The sequence below is a fragment of the Achromobacter sp. EB05 genome (assembly GCF_044232075.1).
Taxonomy (GTDB): domain Bacteria; phylum Pseudomonadota; class Gammaproteobacteria; order Burkholderiales; family Burkholderiaceae_B; genus Achromobacter; species Achromobacter dolens.
Window position 1 is genome coordinate 2,352,669 of record NZ_CP155917.1, and the last position, 22,279, is coordinate 2,374,947.

Sequence of the window (22,279 nt, forward strand, 5' to 3'; positions counted from 1 at the left end):
CCGCGCCAGGCCTTTCCCTACTTGCCGAAGGCCAGGGACGTTTCGTCCTCGTCCTGGTCCTCGTCGTCGGCGCGTGCCGGCAGGGGACGCGCGCCGTCGGCCAGCATCTCCGCCTGCGTCAGGCCCTTGGTCAGCTCCAGGGCCTGGCGCTCGAACAAGCGCCGGTACAGGCCGCCCTTCAAGCGGATCAACTGGTCATGGCTGCCTTCCTCGATGATGCGGCCGCGGTCCATCACCAGCAGGCGGTCCAGCGCGCGCACCGTCGACAGGCGGTGCGCCACCACCAGCGTGGTGCGGCCCACCATCAGGCGTTCCATGGCCTGCTGGATCAGCACCTCGCTTTCGCTGTCCAGGCTCGAGGTGGCCTCGTCCAGGATCAGGATCGGCGCGTCGGCCAGGAAGGCGCGGGCGATCGCCACGCGCTGGCGCTCGCCGCCCGACAGCTTCACGCCGCGCTCGCCCACCAGCGTCTCGTAGCCCTTGGGCAGCGCCATGATGAAGTCGTGCGCGCTGGCCAGCCGCGCCGCCTGCTCGATCTCGGCCTGCGTCGCGCCGGGGCGGGCGTAGGCGATGTTCTCGGCCAGCGTGCGGTGAAACAGCACCGGCTCCTGTTGCACGATCGCGATCTGGCTGCGCAGCGAGGCCTGCTTCACCTGGGCGATGTCCTGCCCGTCGATGGTGATGCGGCCGCCGTTGACGTCATACAGGCGCTGGATCAGCTTGATGAACGTGGTCTTGCCCGATCCCGAATGGCCCACCAGTCCGACCCGTTCGCCCGGCGCGATGCGCGTCGAGAAGCCGTCGTAAAGCGGCGCCTCGTGGCGGCCGTAGCGGAAGGTCACGTCCTCGAAGCGGATCTCGCCGGCGGTGACGCGGATCCGGCCCGCGCCGGGACGGTCGTCCACGCCCAGCGGCTGCTTCTCCAGCGCCACCAGTTCCTCCATGTCGTTGACCGAGCGCTGCAGGTTGCGGATGTGCATGCCTACGTCGCGCAGGTGGCCCTGCAGCATGAAGAACATCGTCAGCGCGAAGGTCACGTCGCCGACGCTGGCCTGGTTGCGCGACCACAGCAGCAGCGCCGCGCCCAGGATGCCGGCCTGCATCGCCACCAGCATCGCGCCCTGGATGCCGCCGTTGATCGTGGCGCGGATCCAGGTGCGGCGCGTGCGGCGGCGCCACTTGTCGACCACGCGCTCCAGGCGCGCTTCCTCGCGCGTCTCGGCGCCGAAGGCCTTGACGACCGGGTTACAGCTCACCGCGTCGGCCAGCGCGCCGCCCATGCGCGTGTCCCAGGCGTTGCCCAGCCGCGCCGCCGGCGCCACGTAGCCCAGCGACAGCGCCGCCGTGACCGCGATGTACAGCACCGACCCCAGGCCGACCACCAGGCCCATCACCGGCCAGTGGATGCCCAGCAGCACGGTGGCGCCGACCAGCATGATGACCGAGGGCAGCAGCGCCACCAGCAGCGTGTCGTTCAGCAGGTCCACCGCCCACATGCCGCGGGTGATCTTGCGCACGGTCGAGCCGGCGAAGCTGTTGGCGTGCCAGTCGGTCGAAAAGCGCTGCACGCGGTAGAAGGCGTTGGAGACCATGCCGTTCATCATCTTCAGGGTGAAGACGATGATGTTCTGGAACACGCCCTGGCGCAGCAGCGTGCCGCCGATGCCCAGCGCGATCAGCAGCCAGAACGCGGTGATGGCCGCGCTCCAGGCCTGCTGGTCGGCCGCGGCGCCGGACGCCACGGCGTCGACCAGGCGGCCCGCGTACAGCGGGGTCAGCACGTCGGCCAGGGCCGACAGCAGCGCCAGCCCGACGATCAACGCGGTGCGCCAGGGTTGGGCGCGCCAATAGCGGAAGGTAAAGCCGAGGACGTCCTTGAAGGCTTGTCCTCGCAGATCGATTTTTGTTCGATTCATTGCGATCGCCCGGCAACGCGAAGGCGCCGGTTTCCTTGTGGGAAGAAGGTGATACGACCTGCGCCTCAGGGCGCGGGCATTGCGTTCAGGGGTTTGGGGCGGGCACGGCGGACCAGTCGCCAGGTAGTCTGGCGATGGGGCCGCGCGGGCGACGACTTAATGGCGTCGCGGAGATACGCGCGGGATGGCGGTATGCGGATTCATCATCTTGCGCCTCCCAGGTGTAGGTGAAGGGAAAAAAGAATGGGCACAGGCCCGAATTGAAGATTCTATAGAAGTGGTGTAGGCGGATCAACCGCGCGGACGGTGGGGGATTGCCGGCGTGTGGGTTTTTCCCCACGGCGATGGCGTCTGGCCGCGAGGCGCAATGGCTGAAGGGTCGGCCGCCGCGAAGGCGCGGCGGCCGACCAGGCGGGCTACTTCAGGAACCCGGTCGAGATCCACGGCACCGCGGCGATGACCACGATGCCGACCGCCATCGAACCCAGGTAGCCCAGGATGGGCCGGATGCCGGCTTCGGGCGCGACCCGGCCGATGGCGCAGGCGGCGTAGTAACCCACCCCGAACGGCGGCGCGAACAGGCCCAGGCCCATCGACAGGATCACCACCATCGCGTAGTGCACCTCGTGGATGCCCATCTGGTGCGCGATGGGGAACAGCAGCGGCCCGAACAGCACGATGGCGGGGATGCCTTCCAGCACGCTGCCCAGGATGACGAACGCCACGATCGACACCGCCATGAAGGTGGCGGCGCCGCCGGGCAGGCCCGCCATGGCCTGCGCGAGCTGGGTCGAGAAGCCCGATTGCGTCAGGGCCCAGGCCATGGCGGTGGCGGTGCCGATGATCAGCAGGATCGATCCGGACAGGCAGGCGGTGTCGACCAGCATGGGCTTGAGTCGCTTGACGTCGAAGCAGCGGTAGACCAGCAGCCCGATCAGCGCGGCGTAGACGATGCCGATGGTCGAGACCTCGGTGGCGGTGGCCACGCCCTCGACCACGGCCGCGCGGATCACGAAGGGCAACGCCAGCGCCGGCAGCGCCACCAGCAGGGCGCGCCCGATCTGGCGGCCGCTGGCCTTGCGCACCGCGCTCAGGTCTTCGCGGCGGTTGCGCCACCAGACCACCAGGCACAGCATCACGCCCAGCACCAGCCCGGGCAGCAGGCCGCCCGTGAACAGCGCCGTGATCGACACGCCGGTGACCGAGCCGATGGTGATCAGCACCAGGCTGGGCGGCACGGTCTCGGTCTGCGCGCCGGTGGCCGACAGCAGCGCCACCAGGTCGCCCTCGTCGGCGCCGCGCTCGCGCATTTCCGGGAACAGCACCGGCGCCACCGCCGCCATGTCGGCGGCCTTGGCGCCGGAAATGCCCGAGACCACGTACATGGCGCCGATCAGCACGTACGACAGGCCGCCGCGCACATGCCCCAGCAGGCTGGCCAGGAACGCCACCATGCGCTTGGCCATGCCGGTCATCTCGATCAGCACGCCCAGGAACACGAACAGCGGCACCGCCAGCAGGATCAGGTGCGACATGCCTTCGTCCATGCGTCCGACCACCACCATCATCGGCACGTCGGTGGTCAGCGACAGATAGCCGAAGGTGGCCAGCCCGAACGAGAAGGCGATCGGCACGCCCGCGAACACCGTGGCCGCCACCACGCCGACGAAGAAGATCAGCAGGTTGAGGTTGCCCAGGCCCGCCAGCACCGGCTGCAGCGCCGTCATGGCGGCCACCACGCCGCCGACCAGCAGCAGCGCCAGGCCGGTGACGCGCCACTGCGCGCGTTCGACCAGCCGCAGCAGCGCGATCAGCAGCATCAGCGCGGTGCCCACCGGCAAGGCGGCGGCGCGCCAGACGTTGGGGATTTCCAGCGCGGCGGTGGTGACGTACTGTTCCTCCGAGGCGTACTCGTAGCCCGGCGCCTGCAGCAGCAGCAGGAACGCCAGCGCCGCCGCCACGGCCACCATGTCCAGCAGCGCGCGGGCGCCGGGCGAGGCGTGGTTGACCAGCGCGCCCATGCGCATGTGCTCGCCGCGGCGAAAGGCGATCACCGCGCCCAGCATGGCCAGCCACAGGAACAGGATCGAGGCCAGTTCGTCGGACCATACCAGCGGCGTGTGCAGCACGTAGCGCGCCACGATGCCCGAGAACAGGATGACGATCTCCGCGACCACCAGGATGGCCGCGGGAATCTCCACCAGGTGGCCCAGGGCGTTGTCCAGCGTGATGGCCCAGGGGCGGCGCGCGCCGGGCGCCGGACCCGCCTCGGCCCGCAGCGCCGCCGGATGCGTCAGCGCAGCCCTCATGACAGACTCCCGGCCGCCTGCTCCAGCAGACCCCAGGCCTTGTCGCCGTATTTTTCCTTCCAGCCGGCATAGAAGCCAGCGCGGCGCAGCGCGTCGCGGATGGGCGCGGGGTCGGGCGTGTTGAAGGTCAGGCCTTCCTCGGCCAGCTTGGCCTGCAGTTGGTTGTTCAGCGCCAGCACGTCGGCGCGCTCGGCCATGCCGGCGGCGTTGATGTGTTTGGCGACGACCTCGCGGATGTCGGCCGGCAGCTTTTCCCAGGCGCGGCGGTTGCCCAGGAACCAGAAGCCGTCCCACATATGGTTGGTCATCGAGCAGTATTTCTGCACTTCGTACAGCTTGGCGGTCTGGATGATGGCCAGCGGGTTTTCCTGCGCGTCCACCACGCGGGTCTGCAGCGCGGAATAGGTTTCGTTGAAGTTGATGCTGGCCGGCGACGAGCCCAGCGCCTTGAACATCGAGGTCCACAGCGGGCTGACAGGCACGCGGATCTTCAGGTCGCGGAAATCACCGGGGCCGCTGATGGCGCGCGAGCTGGTGGTGACCTGGCGAAAGCCGTTGTCCCAGATGCGGTCCATGACGAACAGGCCCTTGGCGTTGATGTCGGCGCGGATGTGCGCGCCCAGGTCGCCGTCCATGGCCTTCCAGACCGCGGCGTAGTCGGGAAAGGCGAAGCCGACGCCGCTGATCGAGGCGCTGGGCACCAGGGTCGACAGGATCAGGCCCGACAGGGTGAAGAACTCGACGGCGCCGGCGCGCAACTGGCTCAGGGTGTCGGTGTCCGAGCCGAGCTGGCTGCTGGGGAACACCGCCAGTTCGAAGCGGCCGCCGGTGTCCTTGAGGATGTTCTGCGCGGCCTCGTTGGCGCGCAGGTTCATCGGGTGCGAGGGGGGCAGGTTGTTGGCGTACTTGTAACGGAACTGGGGCGCCGCCAGCGTGCGCTGGAACGGGGCCAGGGCGAGCAGCGCGCCGCCTCCCGCGGCGCGCATGAGGTTGCGTCGAGTCGTGTTCATGCTGTCTCCTTGGTTATGAGATCCGGCCGCCGTCGAGGACGGCCGGATAAAGCGCCTTGCCAGGCTTGTTGCTTTATCTTTGCATGAGGTCCATTATGTGGACCTGCGTACTACCCTTAAATTCATTTAATCACATTGATTCACTAGCGTAAATCAATAAAACTGGTGCAGAATGAAAAAACAAAATCATATTGATGGTCCACAAAATGGACCTGATGAAAACACAGGCGGAGACGTGACGGAGACCTCATCCCAGGTCGGTGGCACTCAGGCGATATCCCGCGCCATGCTGGTGCTGCGCGCGGTGTCGCGCACCCGCGGCGAAGGCGCGGGCCTGCTGGCGTTGACGCGCGACACGGGCATGAGCAAGCCCACCGTGCACCGCATCCTGGCCGCCCTGGCCGCCGAAGGCATGGTCGAACAGGACCTGGCCAGCCGCCGCTACTTTCTGGGCCCCGAATGCCACGTGCTGGGCAACATCGCCAGCGAGCGCTTCGGCATCAACCGGCTGGCCGCGCCGGTGGTGGCGCGACTGGCGCACGAGTGCGGCGATTCCGCCTTCTTTTCACTGCGCCGCGACGTGTTCGCGGTCTGCGTGCTGCGCGAGGATGGCGACTATCCGCTCAAGACCCACGTGCTGCTGCCGGGCGACCGGCATCCGCTGGGCATCGGCGCCGGCAGCCTGGCGATCCTGGCGGCGTTGCCCGACGACGAGGTCGATGCCTGCCTGCAGGCCAATGCGGCCCTGATCGAGCGGCGCTATCCGCATTACTCCGTGGCGCTGATCCGCACGCTGGTCGATGAGGTGCGCGAGCAGGGCTATGCCGTCAACCGCGGCCTGGTGGTGCCGGGCTCGTGGGGCATCGGCATGCCGCTGCGCGATGAACAGGGACACGTGCTGGGCGCGCTCAGCATCGCCGCGGTCGAATCGCGCATGGACGAGGAAAGACAGTTCCAACTGGCCAAGCTGTTGTCACGCGAGGCCAAACGCCTGCTTGCGCAGGCCAACCCGGCAGGCCGCGAGGCGCGGGCGCGCCCGCAGGCCGCCAAGCCCAGGCCCTGATCCGCCGTGCCGGCGGGGCGGGGCTGCCAACAGAGGAGACAGCAATGAGCAAGCGTGCCGTCATCGTGGGGTGGTCGCACACCCCGTTCGGCAAACTCGACGACCCCGACACCGAAAGCCTGATGGCGCGGGTATCCGGCGCCGCGCTCGACCACGCGGGCATCAGCCCCGAGGCGGTGGACGGCATCTATGCCGGCGTCATGAACAGCGGTTTCCAGAAACAGGATTTCCAGGCGGCGCTGGTGGCGCTGGCCGAGCCGGCGCTGGCGTATGTGCCGGCGACGCGGCTGGAGAATGCCTGCGCCACCGGCTCGGCCGCGCTGTACGCGGCCATGGATTTCATCGAGGCCGGACGCGGCCGCGTGGCGCTGGTGGTGGGGGCCGAGAAGATGACCGCGCGTTCCACCGAGGACACCGGCGACATTCTGCTCAATGCCAGCTACCGCAAGGAAGAGGCCAACCTGCCGGGCGGCTTTGCCGGCGTGTTCAGCCGCATCGCCACCGCCTATTTCGAGCGCCATGGCGACCACGGCGAGGCGCTGGCCCGCATCGCGGCCAAGAACCACGCCAATGCGCTGGACAACCCCTACGCGCAGATCCGCAAGGACCTGGGCTTCGCGTTCTGCAATACCGTCTCCGAGAAAAACCCTTATGTGGCGGCGCCGTTGCGCCGTACCGATTGCTCGCCTATTTCCGATGGCGCGGCGGCGCTGGTGCTGGCCGACGCGGAAACCGCGGCGGGCCTGCGCCGCGCCATCGGCTTTCGCGCCCGGCGCCACGTCAATGACTTCCTGCCGCTGAGCCGGCGCGATCCGATCGCGTTCGAGGGCGCGGCGCGCGCCTGGCGTGAGGCGCTGGCCGATGCCGGCGCGACCCTGGATGACCTGAGCCTGGTGGAGACGCATGACTGCTTCACCATCGCCGAACTGATCGAGTACGAGGCCATGGGCCTGGCGCCGCGCGGCCACGGCGTGCGGGCGCTGCGGGAAGGCTGGGTGCAGAAGGGCGGACGCCTGCCGGTCAACCCGTCGGGCGGGCTCAAGGCGAAGGGCCATCCGGTGGGCGCCACCGGCGTGTCGCTGCACGTCATGGCGTGTCTGCAACTGGCCGGCGAGGCCGGCGCCATGCAGGTGCCGGACGCGACGCTGGCCGGCGTCTTCAACATGGGCGGCGCGGCCGTGGCCAATTACGTCAGCATCCTGGAGCGCGTCAAATGAGCGGCCCGTTGCAGCAGGTCGCGGCGCCGCCCGGCGGCGTGGCGCCGGTATCGCGGCGGGTGATGAACCTGGCGCATTTCCTGGTGCAGGCGGCGCGCCGCCACCCCACGCGCGCAGCGCTGGTCTGCGGCGAGGCCCGCCTGAACTGGCGCGAGCTGGACACGCGCACGGCCGCCCTGGCGCGGGCGCTGGCCGAGCGCGGCGTGGGCAAGGGCGACCGGGTGCTGGTGCACGCGCGCAACAGCTTCGCGTTCGCCGAAACCCTGTTCGCCGTGCTGCGGCTGGGCGCGGTCTGGGTGCCGACCAATTGCCGCATCTCGCCGGACGAGGCGGTCTATCTGGCGCGGGCGGCCGGGGTCAAGGCCTTCCTGTGCGAAGGCCAGTCCCCCGGGCACGCGGCGGCCGTGGCGCAGGCCATGCCCGACCTGGCCTTGCTGGCGCGGCTGGGTCCCGGCGAGTTCGGCGAGGCCGACACCGCTTCCCTGATCGCGGCGCATCTGGATGACGCGCCGGCGGCCTGCGCCGACGTGGACTATGACGATCCCTGCTGGTTCTTCTTTACCTCCGGCACCACCGGCCATCCGAAGGCGGCGGTGCTGACGCATGGGCAGATGGCCTTCGTGCTGACCAACCACCTGTGCGATCTGATGCCGGGCACCACCGAGCACGACGTCAGCCTGGTGGTGGCGCCGTTGTCGCATGGCGCGGGCATCCATTTCCTGACCCAGGTGGCGCGCGCCGCCGCCACCGTGCTGCCCGAGGGCGAGCGCTTCGACCCGGAAGAGGCCTGGCGCCTGGTGCAGGCGCACCGGGTGACCAACATGTTCACCGTGCCGACCATCGTCAAGCTGCTGGTCGAGCACCCGGCGGTGGACGCCTTCGACCACTCCAGCCTGCGCTACGTGATCTACGCCGGCGCGCCCATGTACCGCGAAGACCAGAAGCGCGCGCTGGCCAAGCTGGGCCGGGTGCTGGTGCAGTACTTCGGGCTGGGCGAGGTCACGGGCAACATCACCGTGCTGCCGCCGGAGCAGCACCATGATGGCGACGGCCCCGAGGCGCGCGTGGGCACCTGCGGCTACGAGCGCATCGGCATGCAGGTCAGCATCCAGGACGAGGCCGGCAATCCGTTGCCGGCGGGCCGGACGGGCGAGATCTGCGTCTGCGGGCCGGCGGTGTTCGCCGGCTATTACGACAACCCGGGCGCCAATGCCAAGGCCTTCCGCAACGGCTGGTTCCGCACCGGCGACCTGGGCTACCTGGACGACGCGGGCTACCTCTACATCACCGGCCGCGAATCCGACATGTACATCTCGGGCGGCTCCAATATCTATCCGCGCGAGGTCGAGGAAAAGGTGCTGGCGCATCCGGCGATCGCGGAGGCGGCGGTGCTGGGGGTGCCGGATCCGGTGTGGGGCGAGGTGGGGGTGATGGTGTGCGTGCTGCGACCCGGCGAGACACTGGAAGAGGAGGCCCTGCTGGCCTGGCTCGGATCGCGCATGGCGCGCTACAAGCTGCCGCGCCAGGTGTTCTTCTGGGATGCGCTGCCGCGGTCGGGCTACGGCAAGATCACCAAGAAGCTGGTGCGCGAGGCCCTGCGCGAGCGGGGCTGCCTGGCGCCCGCCTAGGAAACGGAGCCGCCGCGCGGCGGCCGCGCAAGAGGGTGCGGACATCGCGAACACATTGCGAGCAGACAACGAGGAGACCGAATCATGGATGGAGCGCAGGAAGCGGTGCTGGTCACGGGGGGCGCGTCGGGCATCGGCCTGGCCGTCGCGCGGGGCCTGCTGGGCGCGGGACGCCGGGTGCTGGTGGCGGACGTGTCGCAGGAACGGCTGGACGAGGTGCGGGGCCTGGCGCCCGCGGAACGCCTGGGGTGCGTGCGGCTGGACGTATCCGACGAGGCGCAGGTGACCGAGGTCATGACGCGACTGGAAGCCGATTTCGGTCCGATCGCCGGGCTGGTCAACTCGGCCGGCATCGGCCGCGATGTGCCGTTCCTGGAGACGGACACGGCGTTGCTGCGGCGGATCCTGGAAGTTAACCTGGTGGGCTCGTTCGTGGTGGCGCGCGAGGCGGCCCGGCGCATGCGCGAACGCGGCCGCGGCTCGATCGTCAACATCGCGTCCGTGTCGGGCATCCGCGGCAACGCGGGCCGCGCGGCGTACGGGGCTTCCAAGGGAGGCGTGGTGACGCTGACGCGGGTGATGGCGGTGGAACTGGCCGCGTACGGTATCCGCGTGAACGCGGTGGCGCCGGGGCCGATCGAGACGCCGCTGGTGGGGCAGATGCATACCGACGAGGCGCGCGCGGCCTGGCGCCAGGTGGTGCCGCAGCATCGCTACGCCGCGCCGGAGGAACTGAACGGCACCATCGGCTGGCTGCTCGACGATTCGCTGTCCAGCTACGTGACGGGGCAGGTGATTTGTGTGGACGGCGGCTTCACCGCGGCGGGCATGCTGCCGGCGGTGCATTGACGCCCGCGTTTTCAGCTTTCATTCCCATCTTGCGCCACAAGCGCACGGAGTGCACATCATGCGAACCACCACCGTGGATCGTTCGTTGCGGGGATCACCAGTATTGCCCCGCCCCAGGACGCTGATACACCCGGGAGCCTTCAACCCGGTACGGATACACAGCCGCTGCGCGCGGCGCGGCCGCCATGTCCGGCTGGCGCTGCAGCCCGGCGCCAGCCTGTTCGAGGCGCTGGTCAATGGCCTGGCGCCGCTGGGCGTGGAGAACGCCTCGATGACGCTGCTGAGCGGCGAATTCAGCCATCTCGACTACTGCACCGCGCCGCCGGACCCGGCGCATCTGCGAGTGGTGGCGTACACCGCGCCGATCGCGGCGGGCGCGGCCACGCTGATCTTCGGCAACGCCACGCTGGGCAAGGGCGACAACGGCGAGCCGCTGGTGCACTGTCACGCCGCGTTCTGCGATCAGGGCGGGGCGCTGCTGGGCGGGCACCTGATTCCGCAGACATCGATCGTGGGCGCGGGGCCGGTGACGGTGCTGGTGACGGCGCTGGAAGGCTTCGAACTGCGCGCCACTTATGACGCCGAAACCAATTTGCGGCTACTGCAGCCGCGGGAGATCTGACGATGATGCCGGCCGAGGTCGAAAGCGGAAGCATGGGGCGGGTGGCGTATGCGCGCATCGGGCCCAACGAGGATCTGGTGCAGGGGGTCGAGAAGCTGTGCCTGGCGGAGGGGTTTCGCAATGCCTTCGTGCGCGGCGCGCTTGGGAGCCTGGTGGATGCCTGCCTGTATGCGCGGGGCGGGGAGGTGCGGCAGCTTGAGGGGCCGGCGGTGGAGATCGTGAGCCTGGCGGGAGAGGTGCGCGCGCAGGCGGACGGGTCGGTGGTGGCCTCGCTGTCGGGGGTGGTGGCGGACCCGGCGGGGCGGGTGCACGGCGGGGTGTTCGTCCCTGGGGCGAACCCTGTCTGTATGACGTTCGAGGTGACGTTGGAGGAGTGGCTGCCGGACGGCGGCTGAGGCGCGGACGGGTGAGGCGCGATGCGGCGGCCGGGACGGATACACTTGGCCACCCATGCGCCAAGGAAAATGACATGAAACGCACCCTGTCGGCCGGCATCAGACTGGCCCTTGCGGCCTGCCTGATCTTCGCCGCGCTGTTTGCCGTCGTCGGCGGCTGGACCACGGGCTATTCGTTGGAAAGCGTGATCTGGCTGGCGCTGACCGGCGCCATCTTCGGCGCGATCGGGGCGCCGGCCATCGAGCCGAAAGCGTTCCGCTATCCGGCGCTGTGGCAGGTCGGCTGCGCCGTGGCGGGATGCCTGCTGGTCGCGGCCCTGCTCGGCGCCGGCATCGACGGCTACCTGCTGGCTGTCGCGCTGGGCGTCCTGCTCGGCTATCTCGCGCCGTACTGGATCACGCGCGTCACGGGTCCTTGACCGGCCCTGGCCGCGGCCGCGCCGCCGGCTGCTTCGCGCGAAATCCGGCAAAGCCGCTCCAGCACTGCTGCGTGTAGCTGTAGAGCGCGTCCTGCGCCTTCAGCGGGCTGCGGCCGGCCAGCCGCGCGAGGACGTAGTGGCCCTGGCGCTGGGGATCGGGCGGCAGCGGCACTTCCACGAGCTGGCCGGCCTGCTGCTCCCGGCGGGTGACGCAGATGACGCCCAGCAGCAGGGTGTCGGTGGCGAGGGCCAGGTGGACCAGGGGGGCCAGGCTTTCGCAGCGCACGCTGACCATCTGCTCGGGGGCGCCGGCGGGGCCGAGGGTTTCGGCCAGGCGCAGGGCGACCTCGGGGCTGAGGGTGCTGGAGGCGACGGGGTACTGGCGGATGTGATCGATGGTGGGGCGGCGGTGGGCCAGGATGGGGTGATCCTTGCGACAGACCATGCCGGCGCGCAGGGGCGCGAGCGGCCGGGTCTCGATGTCGGCGGCGCCGTACAGCATGCGGGCGTCGCAGACCATGGCGTCGATGCGTTCGGCGCGCAGCAGATCGAGCAGGGTGGCGGTGGTGCCGAGTTCGGCCGCCACGCGCACCTGCGGATGGCGAGCGGCCATGTGCGCCAGGAACGGCGTCAGCAACAGCGAGGCGGGGGTGGGACTGAGTCCGATAGACAGGGTGCCCGATTCGCCGCCGGCCAGTGTCTTGAGCTCGCGCCGCAGCTCGGCTTCTTCGTAGCGCATGCGGCGGGCGCGTTCCGCGACGCAGGCGCCGTAAGGCGTGAGGCGCACCTGGCGGGTGCCGCGGTCCAGCAGCGGCAGGCCAAGCTCGGCCTCCAGCGCCTGGATGCTGCGGCTGAGCGCGGGTTGCGACAGGTTGACCTTGTCGGCGGCGCGCGAAAAGGTGCCGTGTTCGACCACGGCGAGCAGGTGCTTGAGTTTCTGGAAGTCCATGTGCCAACCGCATGAATCATATGAATCAAATGCATTGGAATTATAGATTGGGCCTCCGTATGATGGTCCGCGGACGGCGCCCGGCAGAGGCGCCGCCATCGCCCGCGGCAGGCTCGCGGCGCGGTCCCATTCGATACGGAGACAGATTCAATGAAGCAGCATGTGTTGTCGGCCGCCCTGTTGGCGGCCAGTTCGTGCCTGCCCGCGATGGCGGCGCAGGCCGTGGCGCAACCCGTGGCGACGGCCGCCGGACAGGCCGCCGAGGCCGTCGCGGCGCCGCCGCAGGGCGCCGATGGCAAGGTCACGATCCGGCGTGACGCCTATGGCATGCCGCACGTCTATGCGGACACGGTGTACGGCATCTTCTATGGCTACGGCTACGCGGTGGCGCAGGACCGGCTGTTCCAGATGGAGATGGCGCGCCGCAGCACCCAGGGCCGGGTGGCCGAGGTGCTGGGCGCGTCGATGGTGGGGTTCGACAAGTCGATCCGCGCCAATTTCTCGCCCGAGCGCATCCAACGCCAATTGGCGGCGCTGCCGGCCTCGGACCGCCAGGTGCTGGACGGCTACGCGGCCGGCATGAACGCCTGGCTGGCGCGGGTGCGGGCCGAGCCCGGCACGTTGATGCCCAAGGAGTTCAACGACCTGGGCTTCGCGCCGGCCGACTGGACCGCCTACGACGTGGCGATGATCTTCATCGGCACCATGGCCAACCGCTTCTCGGACGCCAACAGCGAGATCGACAACCTGGCGCTGCTGACGGCGCTCAAGGACAGGCACGGCGACGCCGAGGCCATGCGCATCTTCAACCAACTGCGCTGGCTGACCGACAGCCGCGCGCCGACCACGGTGCCGCCCGAAGCGGGCAGCTACCAGCCGGCCGTGTTCCAGCCGGACGGCGCGGACAGGCTGGCCTACGCGCTGCCGCGCTACGACGGCACGCCGCCGATGCTCGAACGCGTGGTGCGCGATCCGGCCACGCGCGGCGTGGTCGATGGCGCGCCGGCGACACTGCGGGCGCAACTGGCGGAGCAGTACGCGCAATCGGGCCAGCCGGGCATCGCCGGCTTTCCCACCACCAGCAACATGTGGATCGTGGGCCGCGACCATGCCAAGGACGCCCGTTCGATCCTGCTGAACGGCCCGCAGTTCGGCTGGTGGAACCCGGCCTACACCTACGGCATCGGCCTGCACGGCGCCGGCTTCGACGTGGTCGGCAACACGCCGTTCGCCTATCCCGGCATTCTGTTCGGCCACAACGCGCATGTGGCCTGGGGCTCGACCGCCGGTTTCGGCGATGACGTCGACATCTTCGCGGAAAAGCTCGATCCGGCCGACCGCACCCGTTATTTCCACGACGGGCAATGGAAGACGCTGGAAAAACGCACCGACCTGATCCTGGTGAAGGACGCGGCGCCGGTGACGCTGGACGTGTACCGCAGCGTGCACGGCCTGATCGTCAAGTTCGACGACGCGCAGCACGTGGCCTACGCCAAGGCGCGCGCCTGGGAAGGCTTCGAATTGCAGTCGCTGATGGCCTGGACCCGCAAGACGCAGTCGGCCAACTGGGAACAATGGAAGGCGCAGGCGGCGCGCCACGCGTTGACCATCAACTGGTACTACGCCGACGACCGCGGCAACATCGGCTACGCCCATACCGGCTTCTATCCAAGGCGCCGCCCGGGCCACGACCCGCGCCTGCCGGTGCCGGGCACGGGCGAGATGGACTGGCAGGGCCTGCTGCCGTTCTCGACCAATCCGCAGGTCTACAACCCGCGCCAGGGCTTCATCGCCAACTGGAACAACCAGCCGATGCGCGGCTACCCGTCCACCGACCTGTTCGCCATCGTCTGGGGCCAGGCCGACCGCTACGCCGAGATCGAGACGCGCCTGAAGGCCATGACCGCCAACGGCGGCAAGGTCAGCGCGCAGCAGATGTGGGACCTGATCCGCACTACCAGCTACGCCGACGTCAACCGCCGCCACTTCCTGCCGTTCCTGCAGCGCGCCGTGCGAGGGCTGCCGGCCGACGATCCGCGCGCGCGGCTGGTGGCGGGGCTGGCGGCGTGGGACGGCATGGCGACCAGCGAGCGCCAGCCGGGCTACTTCGACAACGCCGGTCCGGCGGTGATGGACGCCTGGCTGCGCGCCATGCTCAAGCGCACGCTGGCCGACGAGATGCCGGCCGACTTCTTCAAGTGGTACAGCGCCACCGGCTACCCGACGCCGCAGGCGCCGGCCACCGGTTCGCTCAACCTGACCGCCGGCGTCAAGGTGCTGTTCAACGCCCTGGCCGGCCCCGAGGCCGGGGTGCCGCAGCGCTATGACTTCTTCAACGGCGCGCGCGCCGACGACGTCATCCTGGCGGCGCTGGACGATGCGCTGGCGGCGTTGCGCCAGGCCTATGGGCAGGATCCGGCCGCGTGGAAGATCCCGGCGCCGCCGATGGTGTTCGCGCCCAAGAACTTCCTGGGCGTGCCGCAGGCCGACGCCAAGGCGGTGCTGAGCTACCCGGCCACGCAGAACCGCGGCACCGAGAACAACATGACGGTGTTCGACGGCAAATCTGTGCGGGCGGTGGACGTGGTGGCGCCGGGGCAGAGCGGCTTCGTCGCGCCGGACGGCACCCCGTCGCCGCACACCCGCGACCAGTTCGACCTGTACAACACCTTCGGCAGCAAGCGGGTGTGGTTCACGGCGGACGAGGTGCGGCGCAACGCTACGTCGGAAGAGACGTTGCGCTACCGGCGGTAAGGTCGCGCGCGCCCTGGTGGCTGGCAAGCCGGGCGTAGGCGCCTTGCTTGCGCAGCAGTTGGTCATGGGTGCCGGCCTCGGCCAGGGTGCCGTTGTCCAGCACCAGGATCAGGTCGGCGTCGCGGATGGTGGCCAGGCGGTGCGCGATCACCAGCGTGGTCCGGTGCCGCATCAGCACGTCCAGCGCGCCGCGCACCTGCATCTCCGACAGGGTGTCCAGGTGCGAGGTGGCTTCGTCCAGGATCAGCACCGGCGCGTTCTTCAGGAAGGCGCGCGCGATCGAGATGCGCTGGCGCTGACCGCCCGACAACTGCATGCCGCGCTCGCCGACGCGCGTGGCCAGGCCTTCGGGCAGGCTGCGCACGAAATCGCCGAGCGCGGCCTGTTCCAGTGCCCGCGCCAGTTCCTCGGGGCTGGCGTCGGGGCGCGCCAGGCGGATGTTGCCTTCGAGCGTGTCGTTGAACAGGTAGGTGTCCTGCGTCACCAGCGCGACGCGTTCGCGCAGGCCGTCCAGCCGCAGTTGGCGCACGTCCACGCCGTCGAGCTTGACCGCGCCCTGGCGCGGATCCCAGAAGCGCAGCAGCAGGCTGGCCACGGTGCTCTTGCCCGCGCCCGAGGCGCCGACCACGGCCACGGTGGCGCCGGCCGGCACGGTGAAGCTCAGGTCGCGCAGCGTGTCCTGGCTTTTGCCGGGATAGGTGAAATACACGTGGTCGAACGCCAGCGACAGGCCGTGCGGCGCCGCCGGCGGCGGCAGCGGGCCGTCGGTGACCGGCTCGGGTTCGTTGTTGACCACGTGCAGGCGGCGGGTGGCGGCGATGGTGTCGGCCAGTTGGCGGCTGACCTGCGAGATCTCCGACACCGGCAGGAAGGTCGCCAGCGCGATCAGCACCAGCAGCGGCAGCATGCTTGCCGAGAGGGCGCCGGCCGACACCTGCAGCGCGCCGACCACGGCCACCGCCAACCCGCCCAGGCCCATGGCGGTCTCGAACCAGGCGGTCTGGCGCGACAGGTCGCGCAGGATGTCCAGGCGGCGCACGCGGTACTGGTCGGCGACCCTGAGGAATTCCTCGCGGCGGCGGCCGGTGGCCTGGAAGGCGGTCAGGTCGGCCAGGCCCTGGATGGTGTCGGTGGTGTGCGCGCTCATCTCGCCCAGGGCGTGGCGGGCGCGGTCGCCCAGCGCGTCGACCTTGCGGCGGCCGCGCACCGGCGACACCAGCGCATAGGCCAGGAACGGCAGCAGCGCCAGCGCCACCGGCCAACTGTAGAACGCCAGGAAGCCCAGCACCGACAGCGGCACCAGCACCGAGACGATGGCCGGGGCGATGGTGTGGGCGTAGAAGTACTCGACCATCTCCACGTCCTGCGTCGCCAGCGCCACCAGGTCGCCCGAGCGGCGTTGCAGCAGATAGGCGGGCGCCAGCCGCTCCAGCTTGTCGTAGAGCTTGACGCGCATGTCCGCCAGCAACTGGTAGGCCATGGCGTGCGCCAGCCACGATTCGAGCCAGTGGAACAGCGCGGCCAGCGGCGCGGCGATCAGCAGGCCGATGATCAGCGCCGACGTGTCGCGGCCGTCGCGGATGGCGGCCACCACCAGCGCGCTCAGCACGCCGACGCCGATGAAGGCGGCCACGCGCGCCACGCCCAGCAGGATGGTGGCGATCAGGGTGCCGCGCCACGGTTGCACCACCGACAGCAGCGTGGCCAGCGTGGCGCGCCAGCCGACCTGTTCGGCGTCGGCGTCCAGCGGGCGCAGCGCCGGGCCCTGGCCGCCGGATTCATCGTCAGTGGCGTGCGCGGCGGGCGTGGTGTCGCGCGCCGTGGCGACGAGCGGCGCGCTCGGCGCGCTCAAGGCCAGGGCCTGTTCGTGCATCAGGCGGTAATACAGGCCATGCTGGCGCATCAGCGCATCATGCGGGCCTTGCTCGACCACGCGGCCCTGGTCCAGCACCAGGCAGCGGTCGGCGCCGATCACGCTGGCCAGGCGGTGCGCCAGGATCAGCGTGGTGCGGCCGGCCATGAGGCGGTCCAGCGCCTGCTGGATCAGCGCTTCGTTCTCGGTGTCGACCGACGACAGCGCCTCGTCCAGGATCAGGATGGGCGCGTCGCGCAGCAGCGCGCGGGCGATCGCCACACGCTGGCGCTGGCCACCCGACAGTTGCAGGCCGCGTTCGCCGATGCGGGTGGCATAGCCCTGCGGCAGCGCCATGATGAAGTCGTCGATATTGGCGGCGCGGGCGGCGGCGCGTACCTGTTCGTGGCTGGCGTCGGGCCGGCCCAGTCGCAGGTTCTCATCGATGGTGCCGTGGAATAGCGTGATGTCCTGGCTGACCAGCGCCATCTGGCCCAGCAGCGTCTGCGTGTCGAGCTGGTTGACGTCGTGGCCGCCGACGCGGATGGCGCCGGCCTGCGGCACGCATTCGCGCAGCAGCAGGCGCACGATGGTGGATTTGCCGGCGCCGCTGGGGCCGACGATGCCGACGCGTTCGCCGGCGGCGACGCGGAACGACAGGCCCTGGTGCGCCGGGCGTTGCGGCGAATACGAGAACGCCACCGCGTCGAATTCGATGGTGGGGTCGAGCCGCGCGGGGGCGGAGCCCGCCAGCACGGCGGGGGCGGCGGTCAGCGGCTGCGCGTCCATCAGCGCGTGGATGCTGGCGGCGGCCGACTGGCCCAGCATGCCCCGGTGCAGCACCGAGCGCAGGTCGCGCAGCGGGCGGAAGATCTCGGTGCCGGCCATCAGCACGATCAGCAGCGCTTCCACGCTCATGTCGCCGGCGGCCACGCGCCAGGCGCCGACCGTCAGCGCCAGCGCGGCGCCCAGCGCCACGCCCAGGTCACTGATGCCGCGCGTCAGCAGGCTCACCGACAGCACCCAGAAGGTGTTGTCCGACAGGGCGCGGGCGCGCGCGGCCAGGCGCTGGCCAAAGGTCTTGCCCTGGCCGTACGACTTGAGCGTCGGCAGGCCCTGGACGGCGTCCAGGAATTCCTCGCCGAACTCGTTCAGCGAGCGCGTGCGCGCCAGGCTGGCGCGGCGGTCGAGCATGTGCACGGCCATCGGCCCGAACAGCGCGAACAGCGCCGCCACCAGGAACACCAGCGCGGTCGGCACGTCCCAGAAGGCGATGACGGCGAAGATGGCGAACGGCGCGGCCGCGGCGATGGCGACCTGCGGCAGGTATTGGCCGAAGAAGGTCTGCAGTTGCTCCACGCCGTCCACCACCGTCAGCATCACGCCGCCGGTGCGCTGGTTGGCGAACCAGGCCGGCCCCAATGCGACGATGCGATCGTAGAGCCGCGCGCGCAGCGTCTGCTGTACCTGGGCCGAGCAGCGGTTGGCCTGCACCGTGCGCAGGTGGTCGAGCAGGGCGCGCAGCAGCACCATGGCGCCGGCGCACAGGGCCGGCGCGAGCCAGTCCTGCCAGGGCGCGCCGTCGAACACCCTTGCCAGCAACTGGCCCAGGAACACATAGCGGGCGATGCCCGCCGCCAATGCCAGCAGGCCGAGGAAAATGCCGCCCGCCATGCCGGCGCGCAGCCCCGCGGTCAGTTGCCAAAGCCTCGAATCGAAATACATATCAATGCTCCCTCCAGAGCCTGCATGGTCACGCATCCGGCGCGCTGGCGATAGCGATAGTTATTCAATCATGGGTTGAGATAAACTCAACCCATGTCGACCCTGCCCACCCATATGCCGCCGCTGGCGGCGCTGCGCGCCTTCGAGGCCGTCGCCCGCCTGGGCAGCCTCAGCCGCGCCGCGGCCGAGCTCAATGTCACCAAGAGCGCCGTCAGCCACCAGTTGCGCGCGCTGGAGGCCGACCTGGGCGTGAGCCTGTTGCGCCGGGGCGGCACGGTGCGCCGCGCGGAAACCACCGAGGCCGGCGCCGCGTTGCTGGCTTCGGTACAACAGGCCTTGACCCTGCTGGAGACCGCCTGCCGCAATGCCCGGGCCAGCGCCCGCGGCAAACGGCGTTACAACCTGAACGTGTCGGCCAATCCGTCGCTGGCGGCGCTGTGGCTGGCGCCGCGTATCGGCCGCTTCATCGAATTGCACCCCGACATCGATATCCAGGTGTTCCTGCACGCCAGCCAGGACCCGGCCTGGAAGGCCCAGGACATCGACCTGGCGTTCCTGCACGTGCGCGCCCTGGGGCCGCACCTGGCCGCGCCCGGCGACATTCCGCTAATGACGGAAACCGTGGTGCCGGTGTGCAGCCCGGCGCTGGTCGCGCCTGACGAGCGCGACGATCCCGCCGTCTTCACGCGTCATCGCTGGCTCGAGGAAAAGCACATCGACAGCCCGGAGACCGACTGGCGCACCTGGCGCCCACGCCTGGGCCTGGCGGAAAGCGCCGGCCAGGATCCGCTGGTGCTGAGCGGCCTGAGCACGGTGGTGGCGGCGGCCGCGGCCGGCGTCGGGATCGCGCTGGGACGCGCGCCGCTGATCGACGAGGAACTGGCCAGCGGCCGGCTGGTGGCGCTGACGCCGGGCCTGCGCATGCCGGGCTCGTGGGGCTACGTGATGCGCATCCACGCCAATCGGCCGATGGACGCGTCGCTGCCGGCGCTGGTGGAATTCCTGGCAGAGGAAGGGCGCGGGGCCACGGTGGCGTGGCGTGACCCGGTCATCGCCGCGCGCTAGCGCGGCCGCGCCGACGCGCCGCAGCGGCGGAACCACAAGGCATCCGAGCGCGGCAGGCTGCTGCGGTCACGCCGGGAGCGGCGCCGTCAGGCTGGCGCGGTCGGCCGGTTGTCGGCGCGCCATTGCTCGCTTTGCGGCGTGCCGGGCACGGGCGGACGCATGTCCTGGATGGTCCACAGGCCGAACGGCGTTTCATCGATATGGATTTCCCAGCGCAGCCCGCGGTCCGCGACATACGGGGCCAGCAGCCGGCCAACCGCAGCCAGGAACCGGCGCCGGGTCTCGTCCTCGTGGATCTGGCGGGCGATATGGTCGACCGAGATGCGCACGAAGTCGTCGGCGCGTTCGCCGCCGATGAAGAACGAGGACCTGGGCACGGGATGGAATACCAGCCCGACGTAGAACTTCGGCAGGTCGGTGTAGAGCGCAGTGATGCGCTCGGCGATGGCCTGCTTGTCTTCGTCGGAGAAGGCGTCCTGCGGGTGATAGATGTTCCAGAGCGGCATGGCGGGGGTTCCTTTCGGGGAAGGGGCAAAGGCCGTCCGGCAAGGGCGGCAGGGGAAAAGGGCTGTGTCGAGCAGTAGGTATAATTATTGACTTCAATTATTGAAGTTGTAAAGCAAAGGCCGCGGCAGGGACGCTTGAGCGTTGTCCGCGCGGCTGCGATACTGCGATGGCCGCGCTCCGGCGGCACGGCAAAGGGAATCCATGCGCTCCAAGAGTTTTGAAGGAATGGTCTGCTCCATCGCCACGGTGCTCGATGCCGTCGGCGACCGCTGGGCCATGCTGATCCTGCGCGATTTGGTGCTCGGCCTGCGGCGCTACGACGACCTGCGCCGTTCGACCGGCATCGCCAACGCGACGCTGGCCGACCGGCTCAGGCAGTTGGAACAGAACGGGCTGATCGAGCGCCGCCTGTACCAGAGCGGTCCCGACCGCCATGAATACCTGCCCACCGCCAAGGGCCGCGACATCGCGCTGGTGCTGCAGGCGCTGGCCCAGGTCGGCGACCAATGGCGGCCTGACGGCGGATCGCCGCTGCGCTTCATGAACGCGCAGACCGGCCGCCGCGTCGAACTGGGGCTGGTCGAGGAAGGCTCCGGCGCGCGCGTGCGCCACCAGGACCTGCGGGTGGAAGCCGGCCCCGGCGCGGACGACCTGATGCGCTGGCGGCTGTCGCAGAAGACGGAGCGCGCATGAAGCCGCGCTTTTATTCAATATTTGTCGCGCTGATGTAGAGGCCGCCGGCCGCCGCCGGCGTCACACTGCCGCCATTCTTCCCTGGGGAGCGTGGGCATGAAGCGTTATGACGTGATTGTGATCGGCGCGGGCGTGGTCGGCAGTTCGGTCGCCTTCCACCTGGCGGCCCTGGGCGCGAACAGCGTGTTGGTGCTGGACCGCGCCACCGTCGGCGCCGGCACCACGGCGCAGTCATCGGGCATCCTGCGCACCCATTATTCGGTGCGCGAAAACGTCGAGCTGGCGCGGCGCTCGTGGGGCGCCTTCACCGATTTCGCCGCCTATGTCGGCGACGAAGACGCGGCCAGCGGCCTGGTGCGCTGCGGCTACCTGATCGCGGCGGCCGACGACGACAAGCGCGCGCCGCTGGCCGAGGCGCTGGCGCAGCAGCAGGCGCAGGGCATTCCGGTGCAGCGGCTGGACGCGGCGCAGGCGCGCGATCTGCTTCCGATCGCCGATTTCCGCGACGCCGCGTTGATCGGCTTCGAGCCCGACGCCGGCTTCGCCGACGCCTATCTGGTCGCCACCAGCTTTGCCCGGGCGGCGCGCCGGCGTGGCGTCACGATCCGCGAGAACGTCGCCGTGCATGGCCTGTCGTGGCAAGGCGGGCGCGTGACCGGCGTGGCCACATCCGAGGGCGACTACGCCTGCGGCGTGGTCGTCAGCACCCAGAACATCTGGAGCGCCGAACTGGCGGCGTGGACCGGCCTGGCGCTGCCGCTGGCGCCCGAGCGCCACGCGGTGCTGGCGCTGGAATGCGCGGCGGCGCCCTATGCCTATTCCATGCCGGTCTACAAGGACCTGGCTTCGCCCGGCATGCTGTACTGCCGCAGCTATGGCGGCAGCCAGATGCTGGTCAGCGAGGGCACGGCCGGTGAAACGCTGGCGCCCGGCCAGACCGAGCAGGGCGACATCCCGCTGGATTACGTGGCGGCGGTTGGCGAGCAGGTGGCGGCGCGCTTTCCGGCGTATGCCGAGGCCGGCCTGGCATCGTCCTGGACCGGCGTGTACGACGTGACGCCGGACTGGAACCCGGTGCTGGGCCGCATCGACGGCGTGGAGGGGCTGGTGGCGGGATTCGGGTTTTCCGGCCACGGCTTCAAGCTGTCGCCCGCGGTCGGCCGGGTGCTGGCGCAGGAAGCCCTGGGACTGGCGACGGATGTGCCGCTGGCGCCCTACGCGCTGGCGCGGTTCGCGCGCGGGGCGTTGCTGACCGGCAGGTACGGCCGGGGCGCGGTGTCGTGAGCGGCGTGGCGGTCCGGACAGG

At 70.0% G+C, this 22,279-nt stretch carries 17 protein-coding genes; 11 read left to right on the forward strand and 6 right to left on the reverse strand.

All coding sequences use genetic code 11. The features are described from left to right. Positions 1-17 precede the first annotated feature (17 nt). From AAID08_RS10835 to AAID08_RS10845, 3 genes are all read right to left on the reverse strand, one after another. Positions 18-1,916, reverse strand: coding sequence for an ABC transporter ATP-binding protein (locus AAID08_RS10835; RefSeq protein WP_175188907.1), 1,899 nt, complete (start codon positions 1,914-1,916; stop codon positions 18-20). Positions 1,917-2,332: 416 nt separating this feature from the next. Further along, positions 2,333-4,225, reverse strand: coding sequence for a TRAP transporter large permease subunit (locus AAID08_RS10840; protein ID WP_175188908.1), 1,893 nt, complete (start codon positions 4,223-4,225; stop codon positions 2,333-2,335). Beyond that, positions 4,222-5,235 carry a TRAP transporter substrate-binding protein gene (locus AAID08_RS10845; RefSeq protein ID WP_064522872.1) on the reverse strand — a complete coding sequence of 338 codons (1,014 nt, stop codon included), beginning with the start codon at positions 5,233-5,235 and terminating at the stop codon, positions 4,222-4,224. Before AAID08_RS10845 ends, AAID08_RS10840 begins: the two co-directional genes overlap by 4 nt. A 235-nt stretch (positions 5,236-5,470) precedes the next feature. On the opposite strand from AAID08_RS10845, the gene AAID08_RS10850 reads away from it, so the two are divergent. The 7 genes from AAID08_RS10850 (at position 5,471) to AAID08_RS10880 (ending at position 11,428) form a co-directional block, all read left to right on the forward strand. Next, a complete protein-coding gene (locus AAID08_RS10850; RefSeq protein WP_231132845.1) occupies positions 5,471-6,298 on the forward strand; it encodes an IclR family transcriptional regulator in 828 nt (275 codons plus the stop codon). 44 nt (positions 6,299-6,342) lie between these two features. Then, the gene (locus tag AAID08_RS10855; RefSeq protein ID WP_144655111.1) at positions 6,343-7,515 is read left to right on the forward strand and encodes an acetyl-CoA acetyltransferase; all 1,173 of its coding nucleotides are present in this window, start codon (positions 6,343-6,345) and stop codon (positions 7,513-7,515) included. Then, complete coding sequence (locus tag AAID08_RS10860; RefSeq protein ID WP_395757632.1) at positions 7,512-9,143, forward strand: acyl-CoA synthetase; 1,632 nt, start codon at positions 7,512-7,514, stop codon at positions 9,141-9,143. Before AAID08_RS10855 ends, AAID08_RS10860 begins: the two co-directional genes overlap by 4 nt. An 84-nt stretch (positions 9,144-9,227) precedes the next feature. Then, positions 9,228-9,992, forward strand: coding sequence for an SDR family NAD(P)-dependent oxidoreductase (locus AAID08_RS10865; RefSeq protein ID WP_054504074.1), 765 nt, complete (start codon positions 9,228-9,230; stop codon positions 9,990-9,992). A 58-nt stretch (positions 9,993-10,050) separates the two neighbouring features. Continuing rightward, positions 10,051-10,614: a PCC domain-containing protein gene (locus AAID08_RS10870; RefSeq protein WP_049054485.1), complete on the forward strand. Its 564-nt coding sequence runs from the start codon at positions 10,051-10,053 to the stop codon at positions 10,612-10,614. 2 nt (positions 10,615-10,616) lie between these two features. Further along, complete coding sequence (locus tag AAID08_RS10875; protein ID WP_006387040.1) at positions 10,617-11,009, forward strand: PPC domain-containing DNA-binding protein; 393 nt, start codon at positions 10,617-10,619, stop codon at positions 11,007-11,009. Between the two features lie 74 nt (positions 11,010-11,083). Next, positions 11,084-11,428 carry a hypothetical protein gene (locus AAID08_RS10880; RefSeq protein ID WP_020927230.1) on the forward strand — a complete coding sequence of 115 codons (345 nt, stop codon included), beginning with the start codon at positions 11,084-11,086 and terminating at the stop codon, positions 11,426-11,428. Here AAID08_RS10880 and AAID08_RS10885 read toward each other — a convergent pair. After that, complete coding sequence (locus AAID08_RS10885; protein WP_175188911.1) at positions 11,415-12,377, reverse strand: LysR family transcriptional regulator; 963 nt, start codon at positions 12,375-12,377, stop codon at positions 11,415-11,417. The genes AAID08_RS10880 and AAID08_RS10885 overlap by 14 nt on opposite strands. A gap of 150 nt (positions 12,378-12,527) precedes the next feature. Between AAID08_RS10885 and AAID08_RS10890 the strand changes: the two genes are divergently transcribed. Continuing rightward, positions 12,528-15,131 carry a penicillin G acylase gene (locus AAID08_RS10890; RefSeq protein WP_395757633.1) on the forward strand — a complete coding sequence of 868 codons (2,604 nt, stop codon included), beginning with the start codon at positions 12,528-12,530 and terminating at the stop codon, positions 15,129-15,131. Here the strand turns inward: AAID08_RS10890 and cydC are convergent. Further along, complete coding sequence (gene cydC / locus AAID08_RS10895) at positions 15,097-18,708, reverse strand: thiol reductant ABC exporter subunit CydC (protein ID WP_395757634.1); 3,612 nt, start codon at positions 18,706-18,708, stop codon at positions 15,097-15,099. The genes AAID08_RS10890 and cydC overlap by 35 nt on opposite strands. 93 nt (positions 18,709-18,801) lie before the next feature. Here cydC and AAID08_RS10900 point away from each other — a divergent pair, with 93 nt between their 5' ends. Next, on the forward strand, positions 18,802-19,773 hold the full coding sequence (locus AAID08_RS10900; protein WP_064523640.1) for a LysR substrate-binding domain-containing protein: 972 nt from the start codon (positions 18,802-18,804) through the stop codon (positions 19,771-19,773). 86 nt (positions 19,774-19,859) lie between these two features. Here the strand turns inward: AAID08_RS10900 and AAID08_RS10905 are convergent, their stop codons facing one another. After that, positions 19,860-20,279, reverse strand: a complete 420-nt coding sequence (locus tag AAID08_RS10905) for a tautomerase family protein (protein ID WP_116793335.1) — start codon at positions 20,277-20,279, stop codon at positions 19,860-19,862. A gap of 226 nt (positions 20,280-20,505) precedes the next feature. Between AAID08_RS10905 and AAID08_RS10910 the strand changes: the two genes are divergently transcribed. Both AAID08_RS10910 and AAID08_RS10915 read left to right on the forward strand, forming a co-directional pair. Next, positions 20,506-20,973, forward strand: a complete 468-nt coding sequence (locus tag AAID08_RS10910) for a helix-turn-helix domain-containing protein (protein ID WP_231132876.1) — start codon at positions 20,506-20,508, stop codon at positions 20,971-20,973. Positions 20,974-21,069: 96 nt separating this feature from the next. Next, on the forward strand, positions 21,070-22,257 hold the full coding sequence (locus AAID08_RS10915) for an NAD(P)/FAD-dependent oxidoreductase (protein ID WP_395757635.1): 1,188 nt from the start codon (positions 21,070-21,072) through the stop codon (positions 22,255-22,257). The last annotated feature ends 22 nt before the right edge of the window (positions 22,258-22,279 follow it).